The 17,462-nt window shown below is 67.0% G+C and carries 23 protein-coding genes; 3 read left to right on the forward strand and 20 right to left on the reverse strand.

Annotated features, from left to right (window positions below; all coding sequences use genetic code 11):
- Positions 1-58: 58 nt before the first annotated feature.
- The 6 genes from GZ64_RS0105510 to rpsB all read right to left on the reverse strand — a co-directional run bounded on the left by GZ64_RS0105510 (position 59) and on the right by rpsB (position 5,039).
- The gene (locus GZ64_RS0105510; RefSeq protein ID WP_029265445.1) at positions 59-637 is read right to left on the reverse strand and encodes a DivIVA domain-containing protein; all 579 of its coding nucleotides are present in this window, start codon (positions 635-637) and stop codon (positions 59-61) included.
- Complete coding sequence (locus tag GZ64_RS0105515) at positions 637-1,782, reverse strand: phosphatidate cytidylyltransferase (RefSeq protein ID WP_029259164.1); 1,146 nt, start codon at positions 1,780-1,782, stop codon at positions 637-639. Before GZ64_RS0105515 ends, GZ64_RS0105510 begins: the two co-directional genes overlap by 1 nt.
- A gap of 5 nt (positions 1,783-1,787) precedes the next feature.
- Positions 1,788-2,342 (reverse strand): ribosome recycling factor, encoded by a 555-nt coding sequence (gene frr / locus GZ64_RS0105520; RefSeq protein WP_021200482.1) that lies wholly within the window; start codon positions 2,340-2,342, stop codon positions 1,788-1,790.
- Between the two features lie 68 nt (positions 2,343-2,410).
- The gene (pyrH, locus tag GZ64_RS0105525) at positions 2,411-3,127 is read right to left on the reverse strand and encodes a UMP kinase (RefSeq protein WP_017830711.1); all 717 of its coding nucleotides are present in this window, start codon (positions 3,125-3,127) and stop codon (positions 2,411-2,413) included.
- A 92-nt stretch (positions 3,128-3,219) separates the two neighbouring features.
- The gene (gene tsf, locus GZ64_RS0105530) at positions 3,220-4,047 is read right to left on the reverse strand and encodes a translation elongation factor Ts (protein WP_029259163.1); all 828 of its coding nucleotides are present in this window, start codon (positions 4,045-4,047) and stop codon (positions 3,220-3,222) included.
- A gap of 41 nt (positions 4,048-4,088) precedes the next feature.
- The gene (gene rpsB / locus GZ64_RS0105535) at positions 4,089-5,039 is read right to left on the reverse strand and encodes a 30S ribosomal protein S2 (protein ID WP_029265446.1); all 951 of its coding nucleotides are present in this window, start codon (positions 5,037-5,039) and stop codon (positions 4,089-4,091) included.
- Positions 5,040-5,343: 304 nt separating this feature from the next.
- Between rpsB and GZ64_RS0105540 the strand changes: the two genes are divergently transcribed.
- Entirely contained in the window at positions 5,344-5,868 is a 525-nt protein-coding gene (locus GZ64_RS0105540) for a murein hydrolase activator EnvC family protein (protein WP_029265447.1), read from the forward strand.
- A 22-nt stretch (positions 5,869-5,890) separates the two neighbouring features.
- Here the strand turns inward: GZ64_RS0105540 and GZ64_RS0105545 are convergent, their stop codons facing one another.
- The 9 genes from GZ64_RS0105545 to GZ64_RS0105585 all read right to left on the reverse strand — a co-directional run bounded on the left by GZ64_RS0105545 (position 5,891) and on the right by GZ64_RS0105585 (position 12,998).
- Positions 5,891-6,793, reverse strand: a complete 903-nt coding sequence (locus GZ64_RS0105545) for a tyrosine recombinase XerC (RefSeq protein ID WP_021200478.1) — start codon at positions 6,791-6,793, stop codon at positions 5,891-5,893.
- 47 nt (positions 6,794-6,840) lie between these two features.
- Positions 6,841-8,052: a DNA-processing protein DprA gene (dprA, locus tag GZ64_RS0105550; RefSeq protein WP_051667859.1), complete on the reverse strand. Its 1,212-nt coding sequence runs from the start codon at positions 8,050-8,052 to the stop codon at positions 6,841-6,843.
- Complete coding sequence (locus GZ64_RS0105555; protein ID WP_021200476.1) at positions 8,049-9,578, reverse strand: YifB family Mg chelatase-like AAA ATPase; 1,530 nt, start codon at positions 9,576-9,578, stop codon at positions 8,049-8,051. Before GZ64_RS0105555 ends, dprA begins: the two co-directional genes overlap by 4 nt.
- Positions 9,575-9,937 (reverse strand): YraN family protein, encoded by a 363-nt coding sequence (locus GZ64_RS0105560; protein WP_021200475.1) that lies wholly within the window; start codon positions 9,935-9,937, stop codon positions 9,575-9,577. The genes GZ64_RS0105555 and GZ64_RS0105560 overlap by 4 nt, the downstream gene beginning before the upstream one ends.
- 157 nt (positions 9,938-10,094) lie before the next feature.
- A complete protein-coding gene (locus GZ64_RS0105565; protein WP_017830719.1) occupies positions 10,095-10,421 on the reverse strand; it encodes a DUF2469 family protein in 327 nt (108 codons plus the stop codon).
- A gap of 72 nt (positions 10,422-10,493) precedes the next feature.
- A complete protein-coding gene (locus tag GZ64_RS0105570) occupies positions 10,494-11,153 on the reverse strand; it encodes a ribonuclease HII (RefSeq protein ID WP_021200474.1) in 660 nt (219 codons plus the stop codon).
- A complete protein-coding gene (gene lepB, locus GZ64_RS0105575; protein ID WP_021200473.1) occupies positions 11,150-11,875 on the reverse strand; it encodes a signal peptidase I in 726 nt (241 codons plus the stop codon). The genes GZ64_RS0105570 and lepB overlap by 4 nt, the downstream gene beginning before the upstream one ends.
- Before the next feature lie 117 nt (positions 11,876-11,992).
- Positions 11,993-12,340, reverse strand: a complete 348-nt coding sequence (gene rplS, locus GZ64_RS0105580) for a 50S ribosomal protein L19 (protein ID WP_017830722.1) — start codon at positions 12,338-12,340, stop codon at positions 11,993-11,995.
- 169 nt (positions 12,341-12,509) lie between these two features.
- The gene (locus GZ64_RS0105585) at positions 12,510-12,998 is read right to left on the reverse strand and encodes a hypothetical protein (protein WP_029265451.1); all 489 of its coding nucleotides are present in this window, start codon (positions 12,996-12,998) and stop codon (positions 12,510-12,512) included.
- A 109-nt stretch (positions 12,999-13,107) separates the two neighbouring features.
- On the opposite strand from GZ64_RS0105585, the gene map reads away from it, so the two are divergent.
- Positions 13,108-13,890: a type I methionyl aminopeptidase gene (gene map, locus GZ64_RS0105590; RefSeq protein ID WP_021200465.1), complete on the forward strand. Its 783-nt coding sequence runs from the start codon at positions 13,108-13,110 to the stop codon at positions 13,888-13,890.
- Positions 13,891-13,908: 18 nt separating this feature from the next.
- On the opposite strand, the gene GZ64_RS0105595 is transcribed toward map, so the two are convergent.
- Positions 13,909-14,646, reverse strand: coding sequence for a class I SAM-dependent methyltransferase (locus tag GZ64_RS0105595; RefSeq protein WP_021200464.1), 738 nt, complete (start codon positions 14,644-14,646; stop codon positions 13,909-13,911).
- Positions 14,647-14,717: 71 nt separating this feature from the next.
- On the opposite strand from GZ64_RS0105595, the gene GZ64_RS19400 reads away from it, so the two are divergent.
- Positions 14,718-15,311: a histidine phosphatase family protein gene (locus GZ64_RS19400; RefSeq protein WP_021200463.1), complete on the forward strand. Its 594-nt coding sequence runs from the start codon at positions 14,718-14,720 to the stop codon at positions 15,309-15,311.
- Between the two features lie 47 nt (positions 15,312-15,358).
- On the opposite strand, the gene trmD is transcribed toward GZ64_RS19400, so the two are convergent.
- Genes trmD through rpsP form a run of 4 tightly spaced genes read right to left on the reverse strand, consistent with a single transcriptional unit; the run spans position 15,359 to position 17,370 of the window.
- On the reverse strand, positions 15,359-16,078 hold the full coding sequence (gene trmD, locus GZ64_RS0105605; RefSeq protein ID WP_021200462.1) for a tRNA (guanosine(37)-N1)-methyltransferase TrmD: 720 nt from the start codon (positions 16,076-16,078) through the stop codon (positions 15,359-15,361).
- A 19-nt stretch (positions 16,079-16,097) separates the two neighbouring features.
- The gene (gene rimM, locus GZ64_RS0105610; protein ID WP_051667861.1) at positions 16,098-16,715 is read right to left on the reverse strand and encodes a ribosome maturation factor RimM; all 618 of its coding nucleotides are present in this window, start codon (positions 16,713-16,715) and stop codon (positions 16,098-16,100) included.
- Positions 16,699-16,929 (reverse strand): RNA-binding protein, encoded by a 231-nt coding sequence (locus tag GZ64_RS0105615; RefSeq protein WP_017830729.1) that lies wholly within the window; start codon positions 16,927-16,929, stop codon positions 16,699-16,701. Before GZ64_RS0105615 ends, rimM begins: the two co-directional genes overlap by 17 nt.
- Positions 16,930-16,935: 6 nt before the next feature.
- Complete coding sequence (gene rpsP / locus GZ64_RS0105620) at positions 16,936-17,370, reverse strand: 30S ribosomal protein S16 (RefSeq protein WP_021200460.1); 435 nt, start codon at positions 17,368-17,370, stop codon at positions 16,936-16,938.
- Positions 17,371-17,462: the final 92 nt, after the last annotated feature.

Raw genomic sequence — 17,462 nt, forward strand, 5'->3', positions numbered from 1 at the left:
GGGAGTTCACGATGAGGGACAGTCTACGCAAGAGTGCCTGGATCGACCATCAGGAACCTCAGCGAACGGCGAGAATCACGTCGATCGTGGCGTCCAGAAGGGCATCCACCTGCTCCTCGCGGTATCCCCCACGCTGCATCCGAAACGCCGCCGAGCGCAACTGCTCGGCGGTCAGCGCTTCGCCGTCACGGAGATACCGCACGATACGCGTCGACACATGATCGACCTCATCGAGACGGTACCCGAAGGTGAGCACTCCGGTACGGGCGAAGCGGTGGCGCCGTGGTCGCGCCAGATGATCCAGGATGACCTGCGCGTCTGCTCTGGCCTGCTCCACCCAGGCACCTGCTCCCGCGGATCGCACCGCGCGTTCGCGTTCTCGAGCGGCGAAGGCGTCTTCGACGCGGCCGAGCGCCGCGTCGACATCCGCGACGACGTATCCGTTCTTCACCAGCGGGAAGGAGGCCGTCCGCACATCATCCGCGCTGAGTTCATCGCCACCCGCCTCGAACGCGCGGCGGGCGGATGCGAGGAACGTGTCGACGGCTGCCCGGTGATAGCCGCGCACCCGACCGGAGGTGAGTGCGAATGCCGGCGGCGTCGACTCCGCCTGTTCGTCGAGCTGATCATCGTTCATCACAGAACCACCCAAGGAGAGAAGAGGAAGTAGAGGCAGAGCGCAGGGATCGTCGAGGGCAGAATGCTGTCGAGTCGATCGAGCAGCCCTCCGTGACCGGGGAGCCAGGAACTCATGTCCTTGATGCCGAGGTCGCGCTTGAGCATCGATTCACCGAGGTCCCCCAGCGTCGCGGAGAGCAGGATCGACGCGCCGAAGATCACGCCGCACCACCACGGCAGCTCCAGGAGGAAGATCGCGAGCAGCACGCCCGCAGCGAGCGAGGCGATGACGGCGCCGCCGAAGCCCTCCCAGGTCTTCTTCGGGCTGATCTTCGGAGCCATCGGGTGACGGCCGAAGGCGAGACCGGCGGCGTACGCGCCCGTGTCGGCCGCTACGGCGATCGCGATGAAGCTGAGGACCCACCATTGACCGCCCTCCTGCTTGAGGAGGATGAGCGCGATTCCCGCGAGGAAGGGGACGTAGACCTGCACGAACCCGCTCGTCACGGCGTCGGCGAGGACGTCCCCGTAGGTGCGGCCGTCCTTCTCCACCATCTGCGCGATGAGCCGCCACACGATGACGAACGCGACGGACACGAAGAGCATCACCCAGCACAACCAGGGCTCGGCGAAGTACGCAGAGAGCACGAGGAACGCGGCGGCGATCAGCTGAGGGACCACGTCGACGCGGCGACCCGAGCTCCGCAGCGCTCGGGAGAGCTCGTAGACACCGAGCAAGGCGGCCGCGAGAGCGAACGGGACGAAGAGCACCTTGAGGAAGAGCAACGATCCCAGGAGCGCAGCGCCGAAGGCGAGACCGATCAGAATGGCCAGGACGAGATCGCGGCCCGTGCGCTCCTTGATACGTTCGTTCGCCTGGTCGAGCTGGTCGCGTGCATGGGAGACATGGCTGCCGAGTTCATCCCGTGCTGCGCGCCACTGTTCCCGGATAGCGTTGTGATCCGCCGTGTCCAGGGGACCGACGCCGCCCGAGGGCATGCGCTCCGAAGCTGCGGGAAGCGGTGGGCGCGGAGGGACGGCAGCCGCGTCGAAAGACGGGAACGCGGCGTCAACGAGCGGGACGCCGTCGGATGGGGTCTTCCCGTTCCCGCCGTGACGCGTGAACGGCCCATCGTCGTCGGCATCTCGCGTTTCGTCAGACATCCCGACTACACCTCGAGGAGTTCTGCCTCTTTGCGCTTCAGCGCGTCATCGATGAGCTCGACGTGCTGACGTGTCAGGACGTCGAGCTCCTTCTCTCCGCGCGCGATCTCGTCCTCACCGAGCTCGCTCTTGAGGGCATCGAGCTCGTCCTTGGCCTTGCGACGGATACCACGGACGTGGACCTTCGCGTCCTCGGCCTTGGTCTTGACGAGCTTGACGTACTCCTTGCGGCGCTCGGCCGTGAGCTCCGGCATCGTCACGCGAACGAGGTTGCCGTCGTTCGTCGGGTTGGCTCCGAGGTTGGGCATGTCACGGATCGCCTGTTCGATCGCCTTCAGCGCCGACTTGTCGTACGGCGTGATGATGAGCGTGCGAGCTTCCTGGTTCGCCAGGGAGGCGAGCTGGGCGATCGGCGTGGGGGTGCCGTAGTAGTCCACGAGGACCTTCTGGAACATCTGCGGGTTCGCACGACCGGTGCGCACCGTGGAGAAGTCCTCCTTGGCAGCTTCGACCGCCCGGTTCATGCGAGTGGTGGTTTCAGCGAGGACGTCCGCGATCACGGTGACTCCTATCGTCGGGGTGTTCTGCAAATTCTATCGGGCGAAGTCGTCTCCGCCGTGTCACACACTCAGGCGGTGACGAGGGTTCCGATCGGCTCGCCGAGGAGCGCACGGGTCACGTTCCCGGCGGGCTCCATGCCGAACACGCGCATGTCCATGCTGTTGTCCATGCACAGGCTGAAGGCGGTCGAGTCGACGACCTTGAGACCACGCTGGAGCGCATCGCGATAGGTGACGCGCTCGATGCGCTCCGCGTCGGCATGCTTGTTGGGGTCGGCGGTGTAGATGGCGTCGACGCCGTTCTTGGCGACGAGGACCTCGTCCGCGCCGATCTCGAGCGCACGCTGTGCCGCGACGGTGTCAGTGGAGAAGTACGGGAGGCCGGCCCCGGCACCGAAGATGACGACCCGCCCCTTCTCGAGATGACGCTCAGCCCGGCGCGGAATGTACGGCTCGGCGACCTGGGTCATCGAGATGGCGGACTGCACACGGGTGGCGGCCCCGGCCTGCTCGAGGAAATCCTGCAGGGCGAGCGCGTTCATGACCGTGCCGAGCATGCCCATGTAGTCGGCGCGACCGCGGTCCATGCCTCGCTGGCTCAGTTCTGCGCCGCGGAAGAAGTTGCCCCCGCCGACGACGATCGCGACCTCGACACGGTCCACCGCAGCGGCGATGTCACGGGCGATCTGCGAGACCACGTCGGGACTGACACCCAGCTGTCCCGCTCCGAATGCCTCTCCGGAGAGCTTGAGAAGGACGCGTCGGCGTCCGGTGCGTTCAGTCATGGGTGGGTGTCCTCTCGTCCCGATTCAAGATAGTGCCTCGTGGGCATGAAGAAGGGGTTCGGATCTTGGCGATCCGAACCCCTTCGACGGTGCTACGCGCCGACCTTGAAGCGCGCGAAGTCCGTCACGGTGATACCGGCGTCCTTCGCCACCTGGGCGACCGACAGCTTGTTGTCCTTGGCATAGTCCTGCTCGAGCAGGGCGACCTGCTTGATGAACGCAGAGACGCGGCCTTCGACGATCTTCGGGAGAGCCGCTTCCGGCTTGCCCTCGTTGCGGGAGATCTCAGTGACGATCTCGCGCTCCTTCTCGACCGCGTCAGCCGGCACGTCTTCACGCGACAGGTAGGACGGGTTGGCGAACGAGATGTGCTGCGCAATGCTGCGCGCGGTCTCGGCATCGTCACCCGAGTAGGCGACGACGACGCCGATCTGCGGCGGAAGGTCCTTGCTCGTGCGGTGCAGGTAGACCTCGACCTTGTCGCCGGTGATCGTGCGCACGCGGCGCAGCTCGACCTTCTCGCCGATGATCGCGGCTTCTTCGGAGATGACCTGCTCGACGCTCTTGTCGCCGGCAGAGGCGGCGAGGGCGGCGTCGACCGAGTCGGCCTTGACCGCTGCTGCGGCGTCGGCGACCTTGTCGGCCAGCGCGATGAAGCGCTCGTTCTTCGCGACGAAGTCGGTCTCGCAGGCGAGCTCGATGAGCGTCACGGCGCCGTCCTGCTCGCGAGCGACGATCAGTCCCTCGCTCGTGGAACGGTCAGCGCGCTTCGCGTTGCCCTTCGCACCCTTGAGACGCAGGATCTCGGTGGCCTTCGCGACGTCTCCGTCGGCCTCCTCGAGCGCCTTCTTGGTGTCGACCATTCCGGTGCCGAGCTGCTCACGCAGCGCCTTGAGGTCAGCGATGGTGAAGTTGGCCATGTGTGGTGGCTCCTTGCTTCGTTAGGTGTGTGTACGAGGGATTACTTGGCGTCAGCAGCCTCGGCGGCGGCGACCTCAGCGGTCTCCTCACCGGAAGCGGCGGCGATCGCCTCGTCGTGCGCCTCAGCACCGGCCTCGTCGGCAGCGGTCTCGTCGGCGGCGGGCGTCTCGACGACGGCAGCGGCGTCGTCTGCCGTGACGACCTCGGCGGCGTCAGCGGACTCCTGAACCTCCTGTGCGGGAGTCTCGAGGAGCTCCTTCTCCCAGTCGGCCAGCGGCTCGGCGTCGCCGGTCTCCGGGTTGTGCTTCTGCTGCAGGCCCTCGGCCGCGGCGTCGGCGATGATGCGCGTCAGCAGCGAGACGGAGCGGATCGCGTCGTCGTTGCCGGGGATCGGGTACTGGAAGTCATCCGGGTCGGCGTTCGTGTCGAGGATGCCGATCACGGGGATGCCGAGCTTCTTGGCCTCATCGATCGCGAGGTGCTCACGCTTGGCGTCGACGACCCAGATGGCCGAGGGCGTCTTGGTGAGGTTGCGGATACCGCCCAGCGACTTGTGCAGCTTGTCGAGCTCGCGCTTCTTGAGCAGGAGCTCCTTCTTGGTGAAGCCGCTGTTCGCGGGGACCTCGTAGTCGAGCTCCTCGAGCTCCTTCATACGAGCGAGACGCTTGGAGATCGTCTGGAAGTTGGTGAGGAGTCCACCGAGCCAGCGCTGGTTGACGAAGGGCTGACCCACACGGGTCGCCTGCTCGGCGAGGATCTCCTGCGCCTGCTTCTTGGTGCCGACGAAGAGGATCGTGCCACCGTGGGCGACGGTCTCCTTGACGAAGTCGTAGGCCTTGTCGATGTAACCCAGCGACTGCTGCAGGTCGATGATGTGGATACCGCTGCGCTCGGTGAGGATGAAGCGCTTGACCTTCGGGTTCCACCGACGGGTCTGGTGTCCGAAGTGCACGCCGCTGTCGAGCAGCTGGCGGATGGTGACCACAGCCATGGTCGTCTCCTGGTTCTGGCGCGGTTCTGCGCCGTTGAGGTTGCAAGCCGATCGGATGATCGGACTTCCTGGTGCCCGGCTCACGCCCGCCTTATCGAGGAGAAGGACCTGTGGGAGTGGATGCCGCGAAGTGAATCGCTTTGGGCACGCGTAGTCACCTCGATTTCGAGGTGCTCCCCCAGCATACAGGATCGCGCGGGCACTCACCCTGCACGTCACGCCGCACGCCGGTCTTGTTCCGGTGTCCCGCGGCGGCCGACCATTCCGGTGCCCGCGACGGAGTGCATCCGACCAGACTCGCACCATGCGCACAGTCCCCCGAGCCCTTTCCGTTCTCGTTGTCGCTCTGCTGCTCGCTCTCACCGCGCCGGCTCCCGTGGCGGCGACGGAAGCTCCCTCGACAACCGAATGGCCTCGCTGGAGCTGGCCGGTGGCCGGGCCTCGCGCTGTCGCGGCTCCGTTTCGCGCGCCCGCGCACGAGTACGGTGCCGGCCATCGCGGCGTCGATCTGGCCGCCGTGGTCGGCGCAGAGGTGTCCGCCCCCGCGGACGGTGTGGTCGCCTTCCGCGGCACCGTGGTGGATCGGCCGCTCCTCACCATCGAGCACACCGGCGGCCTCGTGACGACTCTCGAACCCGTTCGGTCGACGCTCGTCGCGGGTGATGTCGTCACGGCCGGGCAGGCGCTCGGAGTTTTGGATATCGGCGGGCACACCGCCGCGGGTTCCCTCCACCTCGGCGTGCGGCTGGACGGCGACTACATCAATCCCCTGCTGCTCTTCGACGACGTTCCGAGAGCCGTCCTGCTCCCCTGCTGCGAAGCACGCTGAGCGACGGGGGCTTAGCGAGAGATCATGCGCGCGGATGGGCCAGTCGATAGGTCGCCGTCAGACGCTCGGTGGAGACGTGGGTGTATATCTGCGTCGTACCGAGGCTGGCGTGTCCGAGGATCTCCTGGACCGCCCTCAGATCGGCTCCCCCGTCGAGCAGATGAGTGGCCGCGGTGTGCCGCAGAGCGTGAGGACCGATCGTCTCGGCGCCCACGATCGGCGCGAGAACCCGTGCGACGAGTTCGTATACGGCCCGCGGCCCTACCCTGCCACCGCGGCTGCCCAGGATCACGGCAGGGGTGAAGGTTCGGGCGCGCGCGACGAGTACCGGCCTACCGCGCCTCAGGTACGCCGACAATGCGTCGCGCGCCGGAGTGCCGTAGGGCACGATCCGTTCCTTCGCGCCTTTGCCGAGCACTCGCGCCGTACCGCGGTCGAGATCGAGATCGTCGATGTCCAGTCCGCAGAGCTCGGAGACACGGATACCGGAGCCGTACAGCAGCTCGAGGATGGCGTGGTCTCTCAACGCGATCGGGTCGCCCTCTTCGGCGGCGTCGCGGTGAGAATCCAGAAGTGCCGACATCGCGTCCCGCGAGGCGACCGTCGGCAACGTCCTCCCCCTCTTCGGGGCGACCAGGCGCAGGCTCGGATCATGCGTGATGAGCGCCTGCTCCTGAGCCCAATTGAAGAATGAGCGGGCCGTGGCGGCGCGGCGCGCGAGGGTCGATCTGGCGTCGCCACGCTGAGTGGCGCGCCACAGCCAGTCCCGAAGCACCTCGAGGTCGACCGACTCGAGGGGAACACCACCCGCCGCGGCGTCGAGGTCTCGCAGGTCTGAGCGATAGGCCTTGACGGTCGCGGCGGACAGCCGGCGCACCTTCTCCAGGTGTTCGGCGAACGCCTCCGTCGCGGCAGCGAGATCCATGAGTCCAGCTTGCCCCGCGCATGCTCTGTCCGCGGCAGCCTCGCCGTTCATCGTGCACGGGAAGTCGATGCTCTCGCGGGGCGCTGACGATGCCACCCTCCGTCGTCGTGCGCGACGTCGCCCTCGAGATGAAGGAGCCCGAGTACGGCCCGAACCCGATCAGGAGACAGGCCGGAGCGACGCGCCACCTCTTCTATGGACAGACGCGTCCGGGTACCCAACGCATCGAGCACGCGGCTGTGGCTCGAGTCCCGCTCTGACGCGTCTTCCTCGACTCTTTCGTCGATCGCGCCGTACAACTCCCTCACCTCCTGCGCGGAGGTCACACAGTGTGCGTCGTACTCGCGGAGCAGACGATGACACCCCGCCGACGACGCAGACGTCACTGCACCGGGCACGGCGCCGAGTGGGCGACCGAGCGAGGCCGCGTGGCCCGCGGTGTTCAGCGATCCACTTCTCCACCCCGCCTCGACGACGACCGTCGCATGGCCGAGCGCCGCGATCAAACGGTTTCGAGCGAGGAATCGCCACTTGGTGGGCGCCGTCCCACACGGCGGCTCACTCACGAGAGCCCCTCGTTCCGCGATCTGACGCAGGAGACTCTGATGGCCGGCAGGATATGCGCGGTCCACGCCGCCGGCGAGGATCGCGATCGTGGCGCCCTGAACGCCGAGTGCGGCACGATGCGCGGCCCCATCGATCCCGTACGCACCACCGGAGACGATCACGGCGCCGGTGGCCGCGAGGTCACCCGCCAGTTCGGTCGCCACGTGCTCGCCGTACCCGCTGCAGGCTCGAGCCCCGACGATCGAGACTCGGGGCTCGCGGCCGAGCAACTCCACGCGGCCGCGCACCCACAGCACGCTCGGGGCGTGGGGGCCGAGATCCGTGAGACCGCGGGGCCATGCGGCATCTCCCGGGATCACGAGCTGCGTTCGCACGGCGACACCTCCGCGCAGCGCGGCCATGACCGCCCGAGGATCGGCGCGTGGGCGCCAGCGGACTCGACCGTCGACCAGTGCGCGCGTCGCCGTAGCGCTGGCACCGCCCGGAGGGAGAAGCGACGACGAATCTCCCACAGCGAGAGAAAGCGCATCCGCTGCACCGAGCGATTCGATCAACGATCCGGCCACCGCATCGCCGGGCTCGGCGATCACAGACCAGGCGACACGCGCGACGCAATCGGCCAGCTCATCACCGGGATGGAGGGTGCGGGCGAGGGCGAGGATCTCGGAATCAGCGAGGAGGACATCCATCATCGCGGGAGCCCCCTTCGGAGATGCAGCGCCCGTCCGACCTCGTCGATCCCGGGACGATCGAGCTCCGCCAGATCTGCCATCGTCCAAGCCACACGCAGAACGCGATCGTACCCACGGAGCGTGAGGGCGCCGCGCTCGAGGGCTCGATCGAGTGGAGCGCGCACCGCAGGAGCCAGTCGGAGTGCCCCCTGACGCAGACTGGTCCCCGGCGCTTCTGCATTGCGTCGCCACCGCATACTCATCCACCGATGGGCAGCTCGCTCTCGGGCCGCAGCGACGCGTTCTCGAGCCTGCGCCGTCGTCATCGATGGAGAATGATCGCCCATCGCTCGCGATGCCGCGACACGACTCACCTGCAGATCGATGTCGAGACGGTCGCGAAGCGGTCCGGACAAGCGCGTGGAGTATCGCCTGATCGACATGGGTGGGCAGACGCACTCCGCGCCGCGGACACCGTGGTTCCCGCACGGACAGGGATTCATCGCGAGCAGCAGCTGGAATCTCGCGGGAAACGTGGCGGTGAATCCCGCCCGATGCACCTCGATCGCCCCGGATTCGAGTGGCTGTCGGAGCGCATCGAGTGCGACCCGGGAGAACTCGGCAGCCTCGTCCAGGAACAGCACACCGCGGTGGGCACGTGCGATCGCTCCCGGTCGCGCCGTGCGCGAGCCCCCTCCGACCAGCGATGCGACAGACGCGCTGTGATGCGGCGCCTCGATCGGCGGGAGCACATCGAGCGCTGCGACGGGCTCTCCGCTGAGTGATCGCACCGACGCGACCTCTAGTGCCTCCTGCTCCGTGAGGGACGGCATGATGCCCGGAAGCCTGCGCGCGAGCATCGTCTTACCCGCGCCTGGAGGTCCGCTCAACAGCAGATGATGACCGCCGGCAGCGGCGACGACCAACGCTTCCACGGCATCCTCCTGACCGACGACATCGGCGAGGTCGAGCGTGTCACGTGGTCCGCTCTGAGTCGATGCCAGCACGACCGCCTCCACGTCGGGCACTTCGACATCGGCACCGTGCCAGACCGCGACCTCTGCGAGTGAAGCGGCTGCGCGCACATCGACACCCGGTACCAGACGTGCCTCGGCTTCGTTTCCCCGTGGCACGATCACCGATTCGAATCCGGCGCGTGCCGCTGCGAACACCGCCGGCAGAACCCCGAGCACCGGCCGGATCCTGCCGTCCAGACCCAGCTCGCCGATGTGGACCGTCGCCGAGATCGACCGCGGTGAGATGACACCGCCTGCAGCGAGGCAGGCCATGGCAATCCCCAGGTCGAACCCGGCGCCGTGCTTGGGGAGGCTCGCCGGCGACAGATTCACCGTGAGCCGTCGCCGTGGAAGATCCAGCCCGGCGTTCTTGCAGGCGTTGTGCACGCGCTGGACGGCTTCGCCGAGGGACTTGTCGGGGAGCCCGATGATCCGGAACTCCGGTGTCTGGTTCGACATGTCGGCTTCGACCTCGACGAGATGCCCATCGACGCCGGTGAGCGCGACCGCCCAGGTGCGCGAGGTCGTCACGCGATGTCCACGAGGTGCTCGAGCGAGCCGGAGGCCGGATCGGACCCGATGATGCCGATCGCTTCGAGCCGGAGGACGCGCCCTCGCGCCTCCTCCGGATTCTCCGTCGCCCATGCCTGAGCGAGCTGCCAGAGCCGACGTCGCTTGCGAGCGTCGATGGCCTCGAACGGGTGCCCGTAAACGGCGGTCCGTCTCGTCTTGACCTCAACCACCGCGAGGTGGTGGTCGCGCACGGCGACGATATCGATCTCTCCCTGCGCGCACCGCCAGTTCCTGGCGAGCACGGTGTACCCGCGACGCCTCAGATGCTGGGCGGCCCGCTCTTCCCCTGCTCTTCCGAGCTCGTCCTTCGCTGCCATACGGCCAGCTTCACGCGCATGCGGATCGCACGTGGCCGGCGCCGGCGCACAACCCCGGTGGTCGGGGAGAACTCGAACTCGCAGCGCGGGGTGCAGGAACACCGAGATCCGCAACGCGCCGAGAGAGCTCCCCGAGATGCTTCGTCGAGAGGCGCCGTCACTCGCCGTCGAGCGAGAGCTCCTGGGGGAGCTCGAACTCCCGACGCTGCAGTTCCTCGACGTTGACGTCCTTGAACGTCAGCACGCGCACGGCCTTCACGAAGCGGTCGGCTCGGTAGATGTCCCACACCCAGACGTCGGTCATCGAGATCTCGAAATAGAAATCATGCTCGGTGTCACGACGGACGACGTTGACCTCGTTCGCCAGGTAGAACCGCCGCTCGGTCTCGACGACGTACTGGAACTGCGACACCACATCCCGGTACTCCCGGAACAGTGCCAGCTCGAGCTCGCGGTCGTAGTCGTCGAAGGCTTCCTCATCCATGATGTGTCCATCCTAGAGTCGCGGACACCGGGGCGCGTCATCCAGCGGTCGGCCGTGCGCGCCGCGGTCGGCTCAGAAAAGGGTGGGAACGTCGGCGATCGCCCACGACGCGCGGTGGTAGCGGGAGAGCCCGATGGCGCGGATCGCGTCGCGATGCTCGAGGCTGGCATAGCCCTTGTTGCGGTTCCACTGATACGCGGGATACGTCTCGTGGAGCTCCGCCATGTGCTGGTCCCGCGCGACCTTCGCGATCACGGACGCCGCGGAGACGGATGCGCAGTCCCGGTCGGCTTTGATCACCGGGCGCACGTGGAGCGGCACCGGATGCGCCCTCGAAACATAGTCATGGTTGCCGTCAAGCAGGACGAGAGCGTCGTCGAGCGCGACCCCCTGATCCGCGACGGCCTGCACCGCACGCGACGCGGCAAGACCGAGCGCCCGCATGATGCCGACCTCGTCGACCTCCTCCGCACTCGCCCACCCGACGGCCGACGCCTGCACCCATGCGGCGGCGCGTGCTGCGACTTCAGGTCTGCGCTTCTCCGTCACGAGCTTGGAGTCGCGGAGGCCTTCCGGCACGCGCCGACGCGCGCCTGCGGCATTCATCGCGGCCGCGCCCACGGCGACAGGACCCGCGAGTGCCCCTCGGCCGACCTCGTCGAGCGAGATGATCACCTCGCACTCACCGAGGAGGCGCCTCTCGAGAGTGAGTTTCGGTGCGACGACGGTCATTCCGGATCCGGGACGCCGTTGAAGATCTCGTGGTGCCCGTCGATCGGTCCCAGCCTGTTCAACGGCCACGTCGTGAGGAACGCCTTTCCCACGATGTTCTCCATCGGCACGAATCCGCCACTGGGGAGATCCTGGTGCGCACGGGCGTCACGCGAGCGATCGCGGTTGTCTCCGAGCAGCCAGACGGAATCCTCCGGGACCACGACATCGAAGGGCTCGTTGGACGCGGCCGTGTCCCCGGGAGGCAGATTGAGGTAGCTGAGCTCGTCGATGGGCGCGCCGTTGATCGTGATCTGGCCGAGCGCGTTGCAGCACACCACATGATCGCCCGGCAGACCGATCACACGCTTGACGAGGTGGTCCTGCGAGTCCGTCGCGGAGATGCCCACGAAGTTCAGCACCCAGTCGACGGCCTCGACCAGCGGCGGCTGTGCGGGGGTCTGCGGCTGACCGTCGAGCCACCCGCCCGGATCCTTGAAGACGACCACGTCACCTCGCTCGTAGTCGGTCCATCGCGGCGTGAGCTCATCGACCAGGATGCGGTCGTTGATCAACAGGGTACGTTCCATCGATGCGGAGGGGATGTAGAACGAACGCACGACGAAGGTCTTCACCACGAACGAGACCAGCGCGGCGATCACGACGATCACGAGGACGTCGCGAAGGAATACGAGGAACCCGCGACGACGTCTGGACGTGGGCGCGGACGGGGATTCGGTCATCAGGTTCCTTCACGATCATGCACCGTCGTGCGGCGACGGTATCTAGGTTCGCACACCGGTGGGAGAACAAAGCACCCCGGGACATCGTGTCCCGGGGTGCTGTGGAGATGCTGCGACTCAGCGGTCGCGCTTCTCCTTGATCTTCGCCTTCTTGCCGCGCAGCTGGCGGAGGTAGTAGAGCTTCGCGCGACGCACGTCACCGCGGGTGACGACCTCGATGTGGTCGATCACCGGGGAGTGCACCGGGAAGGTACGCTCGACGCCGACCTGGAAGCTGATCTTGCGGACCGTGAAGGTCTCGCGCACGCTGTCGCCCTGGCGGCCGATGACGACGCCCTGGAAGACCTGGATACGAGAGCGGCTGCCCTCGGTGATGTTGACGTGCACCTTGACGGTGTCACCGGGGAAGAAGTCCGGGATGTCCGAACGGAGGGAAGCCGCGTCGACGGCGTCGAGGATCTGCATGATCGTCTCTCTCTGCACCCGCCACAGGTCGCATGCATGTATTCAAAGGAACAAGAAAAGGAGTGAGCTGTACGGAGCAGACGCGTCCGCGGGCTCCCCTGTGGCAGAGCCGGTCACAGCACAAACATTCATTCTGCCACGGATACGGCGCCCGGCCAAAACGACGACGTCAGTCGCGGGAGTCGGTCTCCCGGACCACGATGATCTCGTGCGCGCGCGTCGGGGGCGCCGGCTCATCGACCGTCGGGATCGTGGACCACGTGATGGTCTGGCGCAGTCGGGTACCGCTCCCCTTCGCCTCGTTCCACAGCTGCCACAGCTGCAACCAGATCAGGGCGATCCCCGCCACGATCGCACCGGTGAGCAACCAGGGGAACGCCCCGTCGATGAAGAATCCGACGGCGATCGTGAGCCCGTTCCACACGGTGAATCCCGCCACGTCCCACCAGGAGACGGCACGCTCGATGCGGACGGACGGCCGTGAACGCGTGAGCAGCGTGAGCAGGAGCTGGCCCAGGAAGACGGACGGCATCGCGATGAGCAGCACCCAGAGGATCGACCAGCCGCCCTGGAAGACTCCCCACCCGATCAGCAGCCAGAGCGGCAGCAGGAACGCCGCCGGAAGGAGCCAGCGGAAGAAGGCCTGTCGCAACCACATGCTCAGATCGTACGTCGCTGCGTCCCCGCGCGTCCCGGTGTTCGCTGAGAGCGGTCGGGGATCCACCGGTGCGGGATCAGGGAGAATGGAGATGACGAGAGGACACCCGATGATCGAACTGCGCACCCCCGCCGAGATCGATGAGATGCGCGCCGCCGGGCGTTTCGTGGCTGAGACCCTGGCGACGCTGCGCGACGAGACGAAGGTCGGGACCAATCTCCTCTCGATCGATAGACGCGCACACGACATGATCCGCAAAGCCGGAGCCGAGTCCTGCTACATCGACTACCACCCCTCGTTCGGTGCGAGCCCGTTCGGCAAGGTCATCTGCACCTCGGTCAACGACGCCGTCCTGCACGGGCTCCCCCACGACTACACGCTGCGCGACGGCGACCTCGTCACCCTCGACTTCGCCGTCTCCGTCGACGGATGGGTCGCGGACTCCGCAGTCTCGTTCGTCGTCGGAACCGCGCGCGAAGAAGATCTCCGACTCATCGACACCACCGAGCGCGCCTTGGTGGCAGCGATCGACGCCGCGACGGTCGGTAACCGCATCGGCGACATCTCCTCAGCTGTCGCTGCCGTCGCCCACGGAGACGGCTACTCGATCAACACCGACTTCGGCGGACACGGCGTGGGGCGCACGATGCACGGGGATCCGCATGTCCCGAACGACGGCCGCGCCGGACGGGGCTTCCCCCTGCGTGCGGGCCTGGTACTCGCGCTGGAGCCCTGGTTCCTTGCGACGACCGACGAACTGGTCACGGACCCGGATGGATGGACTCTGCGCAGCGTCGACGGCTCCCGCGGCGCACACTCGGAGCACACGATCGCCATCACCGAGGACGGACCCCTCATCCTCACGGACCGGTCGTTCCTCGGCGTCGACTGATCGAGTGCGGCCGTTCTCTCAGGCGCGGCGATAGACGTACACGTCCGTGACCTGCGGAAGGTCGAGCATCTCTCTTCCACGCGTGTCCGCTGAACTGTCGAGCACCGCCCCGATCTCCCCCAGCATCCGCGCACGCGTCGACTCCTCGGCGACGAGCAGGCTGCTCACCGTCGCCCATCGACGAAGATAGTGTTCGCGCGAGATGCGCTCGGCCCACTGGATCTCCTCCCGACGGACGAGTTCGAAATGGGGAAGCTCTTCAGCCGCACCGTCGGTCGTCGCGTCGGCCTCGGACACCGCCGGATGAGCGATGCGGTGACAAGCCCGGTCCCAGGTGCACGTCGGATCGGAGCGATTCCAGAGCAGCCCGAGCGCCCCTCGGGGGACCAGCACGCGAGCGATCTCGTCGCAGGCCGCGTCACGATCGAACCAGTGGAAGGCCTGGGCAACCGTGACGACGTCCACTGACGCGTCCCCGAGCGGAATCCGCTCCGCTGCTCCGATCTGAGCTTCCACGTCGGGGAGTTTGACTCGCAGCACCTGCAGCATGCGCTCCGACGGCTCCACGGCCACCGTGCGCCGCGCACGATCGACGAGCAGTTCGGTGAACTTGCCGGTCCCGGCACCCAGGTCCAGCCCGACGTCGACGGTTGTCGGAACGATCATGGCCGCCGCTGCCTCCGGGAATCCGGGGCGGTATCTGTCGTAATCGTCACCGATGATCTCGAACGACCTTGCGAGCGCATGTTCAGGCATGAATCGACGTTACCAAGGCTCATCTCACAACCCGCGGGTCCGGGAACTGCGGCGTATGCCATTCTGAATCCATGATTCCGCAGGACCGTCATGTGCCGGAGCGTGTGCTCCTCGCTCGGCACGGGCAGACCGTGTGGAACGTCGAGCACCGACTCCAAGGCCAGCTCGACTCTCCACTGACAGAGGCCGGTGTCGCCCACGCCCACGCGATCGCGGACAGACTCGTGGGCGCTCACGTGCTCACCGTGTGCACCAGCCCTCTCGGCAGAGCTATGCGGACGGCGATCATCATCGCCGATCGGATCGGAGCGGAACTGATCGAGGTGCCGGAGCTCGCAGAGCTCGACCACGGTGAGCTCGCCGGGATGACATGGGAAGAGATCGACGAGGTCTACCCGACCGCCAGAGAGGAACGTGCCGCCAACCGCTATGGCTGGGCATTCCCGGGCGGGGAGAGCTACGCGCAGGCCAGGTCTCGGGCGCGGAAGGCGCTCAGCAACTGCGGGTGGGCGGCCGAGGGCGTCCCCCTGCTCGTGAGCCACGAGATGATCGGACGCATGCTGCGCGCGGAGTTGCGAGGACTGGACGCATCGAGTGCGCTCGGTCTGCGGCATCCGCACGGTGTGGTCTTCGATATCGAACGCCGGTCCGAGCGGATTCTCTGAGGCGGACGTTGACGCCGGGCCCGACGGGATTCAGATCTGCCCGTCGATCACGAGGACGCGGCTTCGCCCTCCGCAAGCAGGTCGGGTCGACGGGTTCGGGTCCGCACGAACTGCTGCTCGCGACGCCAGGCGGCGATCGCGGCATGATTGCCGCTGAGCAGAACGTCCGGCACGGCACGCTCACGCCATGACGCGGGCTTCGTGTAGGACGGATACTCCAGCAGTCCGTCCTCGTGCGACTCCTCGACGAGGCTCTCGGGGTTGCCGACGACACCGGGGATGAGTCGGCCGATCGCCTCGATCATCGCCATGGTCGCGACCTCGCCCCCATTGAGGACGTAGTCGCCGAGGCTGATCAACCGGACCTCGCCGAGATCGGCGGCGAACTCGAACACGCGCTCGTCGATGCCCTCGTAACGACCGCAGCCGAAGACGAGATGCTCACGGGTCGCCAACTCACGTGCGGTCTTCTGGGTGAAGACCTCCCCCGCCGGCGACGGGAAGATGATGGTCGGTCGCTGCCCGTCCTCGGTGTCGGAGGAACCGGCGATCTCGTCGAGCGCGAGCCCCCAGGGCTCCGGCTTCATGACCATGCCGGCGCCGCCGCCGTACGGCGTGTCGTCCACCGTCCGGTGACGATCCGAGGTCCAGTCGCGCAGGTCTCGCACACGCAGGTCGATGAGACCCGTGCTCTGCGCCTTGCCGAGCAGGGACAGCGTCAGGCCGTCGAAGTAGGACGGGAAGATGGAGAGGACGTCGATGCGCACGGAGGAACCGTATCAGCGGTCACTCGGACGCGTCGGCGTCCGGGGCGACCTGCGGCTCGGCGTCCGCGATCTCTGCGACCTCTTCGAAGAGTCCCGGCGGCGGCGTCACGATGACGCGGCCCTCCTGCACATCGACGGTCGGGACGATGGCGGCGACGAACGGAACCATGACCTCGTCTTCGCCGGCCTTGACGATGAGGAGATCCTGTGCCGGGAAGTGCTCGACCCGTATGACCCGCCCGATGACCGTGTCGTCTCGGACGACATCGAGTCCGACGAGCTGATGGTCGAACCATGCGTCGTCCTCGACCTCGTCGGCGTCCTGGTCGATCCACAGGATCGCCCTGACGAGGCTGTCGGCGGCGTCACGGTCGTCGACGTCTTCGAAGAAGACGACGGGATTGCCGTTCATCACGCGGTACTCGCGCACCGTGACCTGCTTGCCGTGCCACGGAGATGCCTCGGGCACCTGCAAGGTGAATCCGGCACCGGGGGTGAAACGACCCTCGGGGTTGTCCGTGTACAGCTCGAGCTTGAGCCCACCCTTGAGTCCGTGCGCCTTGACGAGGCGTCCGACACGCAGCTGGTTCTTGCCCTGATTGCGGTCCTTCGGCACCACGTCAGTCGTCCGCGACATCGACGCGGACCCGACGCCCGTCAGCGAGTGCGCTGACGAGGGTGCGAAGGGCCTTCGCAGTGCGGCCGCCGCGCCCGATCACGCGTCCACGGTCATCGGGGTGCACGCGCACCTCGAGGAGGTCGCCTCGCGGCGACGTGGATTCGTTGATGCGAACATCCTCCGGGTGATCGACGATCCCCTTGACGATGTGTTCGAGCGCGGCGGCGAGCACGACGGATTACTCTGCGTCTGCTGCGGGAGCCTCAGCGGCCTCCGCGTCGGCCGCGGCGGGAGCCTCCTCAGCGGGAGCCTCGGCCTTCTTCTCGACCTTGGGCTTGACGACGGACTTCTTGGACGCGTCGATCTCGAAGGGGACCTTCGGCTCGGCGACCTTGAGCGTGGACTTCGCGTCCTTGTCGCCCTTGAACTTGCCCCAGTCGCCCGTGATCTTGAGGATGGCGGCGACCTGCTCGGTCGGCTGCGCGCCGACGGAGAGCCAGTACTGCGCCCGCTCGGAGTCGACCTCGATGAACGAGGGCTCCTCGGTGGGGTGGTACTTGCCGATCTCCTCGATCACGCGACCATCGCGCTTGGTCTTCGAGTCGGCGACGACGATGCGGTAGTACGGCGCACGGATCTTGCCCAGGCGCTTGAGACGAATCTTGACAGCCACGATTCTCCTGAATTGTGTGGAAGGAAACGAACCGGTCGCCTGGAGAGTGGGGTGCACACCCGGCGGAAGCTCAAATGAGTGTGGACACCTGC

It is taken from the genome of Microbacterium sp. Cr-K32 (genome assembly GCF_000708345.1).
Classification (GTDB): Bacteria; Actinomycetota; Actinomycetes; order Actinomycetales; family Microbacteriaceae; genus Microbacterium; species Microbacterium maritypicum_A.

Bases quoted from the DNA above. Each gene is read 5' to 3' on its own strand.
- GZ64_RS0105510 (WP_029265445.1), bottom strand. From the start codon at position 637: ATGAACGATGATCAGCTCGACGAACAGGCGGAGTCGACGCCGCCGGCA.
- GZ64_RS0105515 (WP_029259164.1), bottom strand. From the start codon at position 1,782: ATGTCTGACGAAACGCGAGATGCCGACGACGATGGGCCGTTCACGCGT.
- pyrH (WP_017830711.1), bottom strand. From the start codon at position 3,127: ATGACTGAACGCACCGGACGCCGACGCGTCCTTCTCAAGCTCTCCGGA.
- tsf (WP_029259163.1), bottom strand. From the start codon at position 4,047: ATGGCCAACTTCACCATCGCTGACCTCAAGGCGCTGCGTGAGCAGCTC.
- rpsB (WP_029265446.1), bottom strand. From the start codon at position 5,039: ATGGCTGTGGTCACCATCCGCCAGCTGCTCGACAGCGGCGTGCACTTC.
- GZ64_RS0105540 (WP_029265447.1), top strand. From the start codon at position 5,344: ATGCGCACAGTCCCCCGAGCCCTTTCCGTTCTCGTTGTCGCTCTGCTG.
- GZ64_RS0105545 (WP_021200478.1), bottom strand. From the start codon at position 6,793: ATGGATCTCGCTGCCGCGACGGAGGCGTTCGCCGAACACCTGGAGAAG.
- dprA (WP_051667859.1), bottom strand. From the start codon at position 8,052: ATGATGGATGTCCTCCTCGCTGATTCCGAGATCCTCGCCCTCGCCCGC.
- GZ64_RS0105560 (WP_021200475.1), bottom strand. From the start codon at position 9,937: ATGGCAGCGAAGGACGAGCTCGGAAGAGCAGGGGAAGAGCGGGCCGCC.
- GZ64_RS0105565 (WP_017830719.1), bottom strand. From the start codon at position 10,421: ATGGATGAGGAAGCCTTCGACGACTACGACCGCGAGCTCGAGCTGGCA.
- GZ64_RS0105570 (WP_021200474.1), bottom strand. From the start codon at position 11,153: ATGACCGTCGTCGCACCGAAACTCACTCTCGAGAGGCGCCTCCTCGGT.
- lepB (WP_021200473.1), bottom strand. From the start codon at position 11,875: ATGACCGAATCCCCGTCCGCGCCCACGTCCAGACGTCGTCGCGGGTTC.
- rplS (WP_017830722.1), bottom strand. From the start codon at position 12,340: ATGCAGATCCTCGACGCCGTCGACGCGGCTTCCCTCCGTTCGGACATC.
- GZ64_RS0105585 (WP_029265451.1), bottom strand. From the start codon at position 12,998: ATGTGGTTGCGACAGGCCTTCTTCCGCTGGCTCCTTCCGGCGGCGTTC.
- map (WP_021200465.1), top strand. From the start codon at position 13,108: ATGATCGAACTGCGCACCCCCGCCGAGATCGATGAGATGCGCGCCGCC.
- GZ64_RS0105595 (WP_021200464.1), bottom strand. From the start codon at position 14,646: ATGCCTGAACATGCGCTCGCAAGGTCGTTCGAGATCATCGGTGACGAT.
- GZ64_RS19400 (WP_021200463.1), top strand. From the start codon at position 14,718: ATGATTCCGCAGGACCGTCATGTGCCGGAGCGTGTGCTCCTCGCTCGG.
- rimM (WP_051667861.1), bottom strand. From the start codon at position 16,715: ATGTCGCGGACGACTGACGTGGTGCCGAAGGACCGCAATCAGGGCAAG.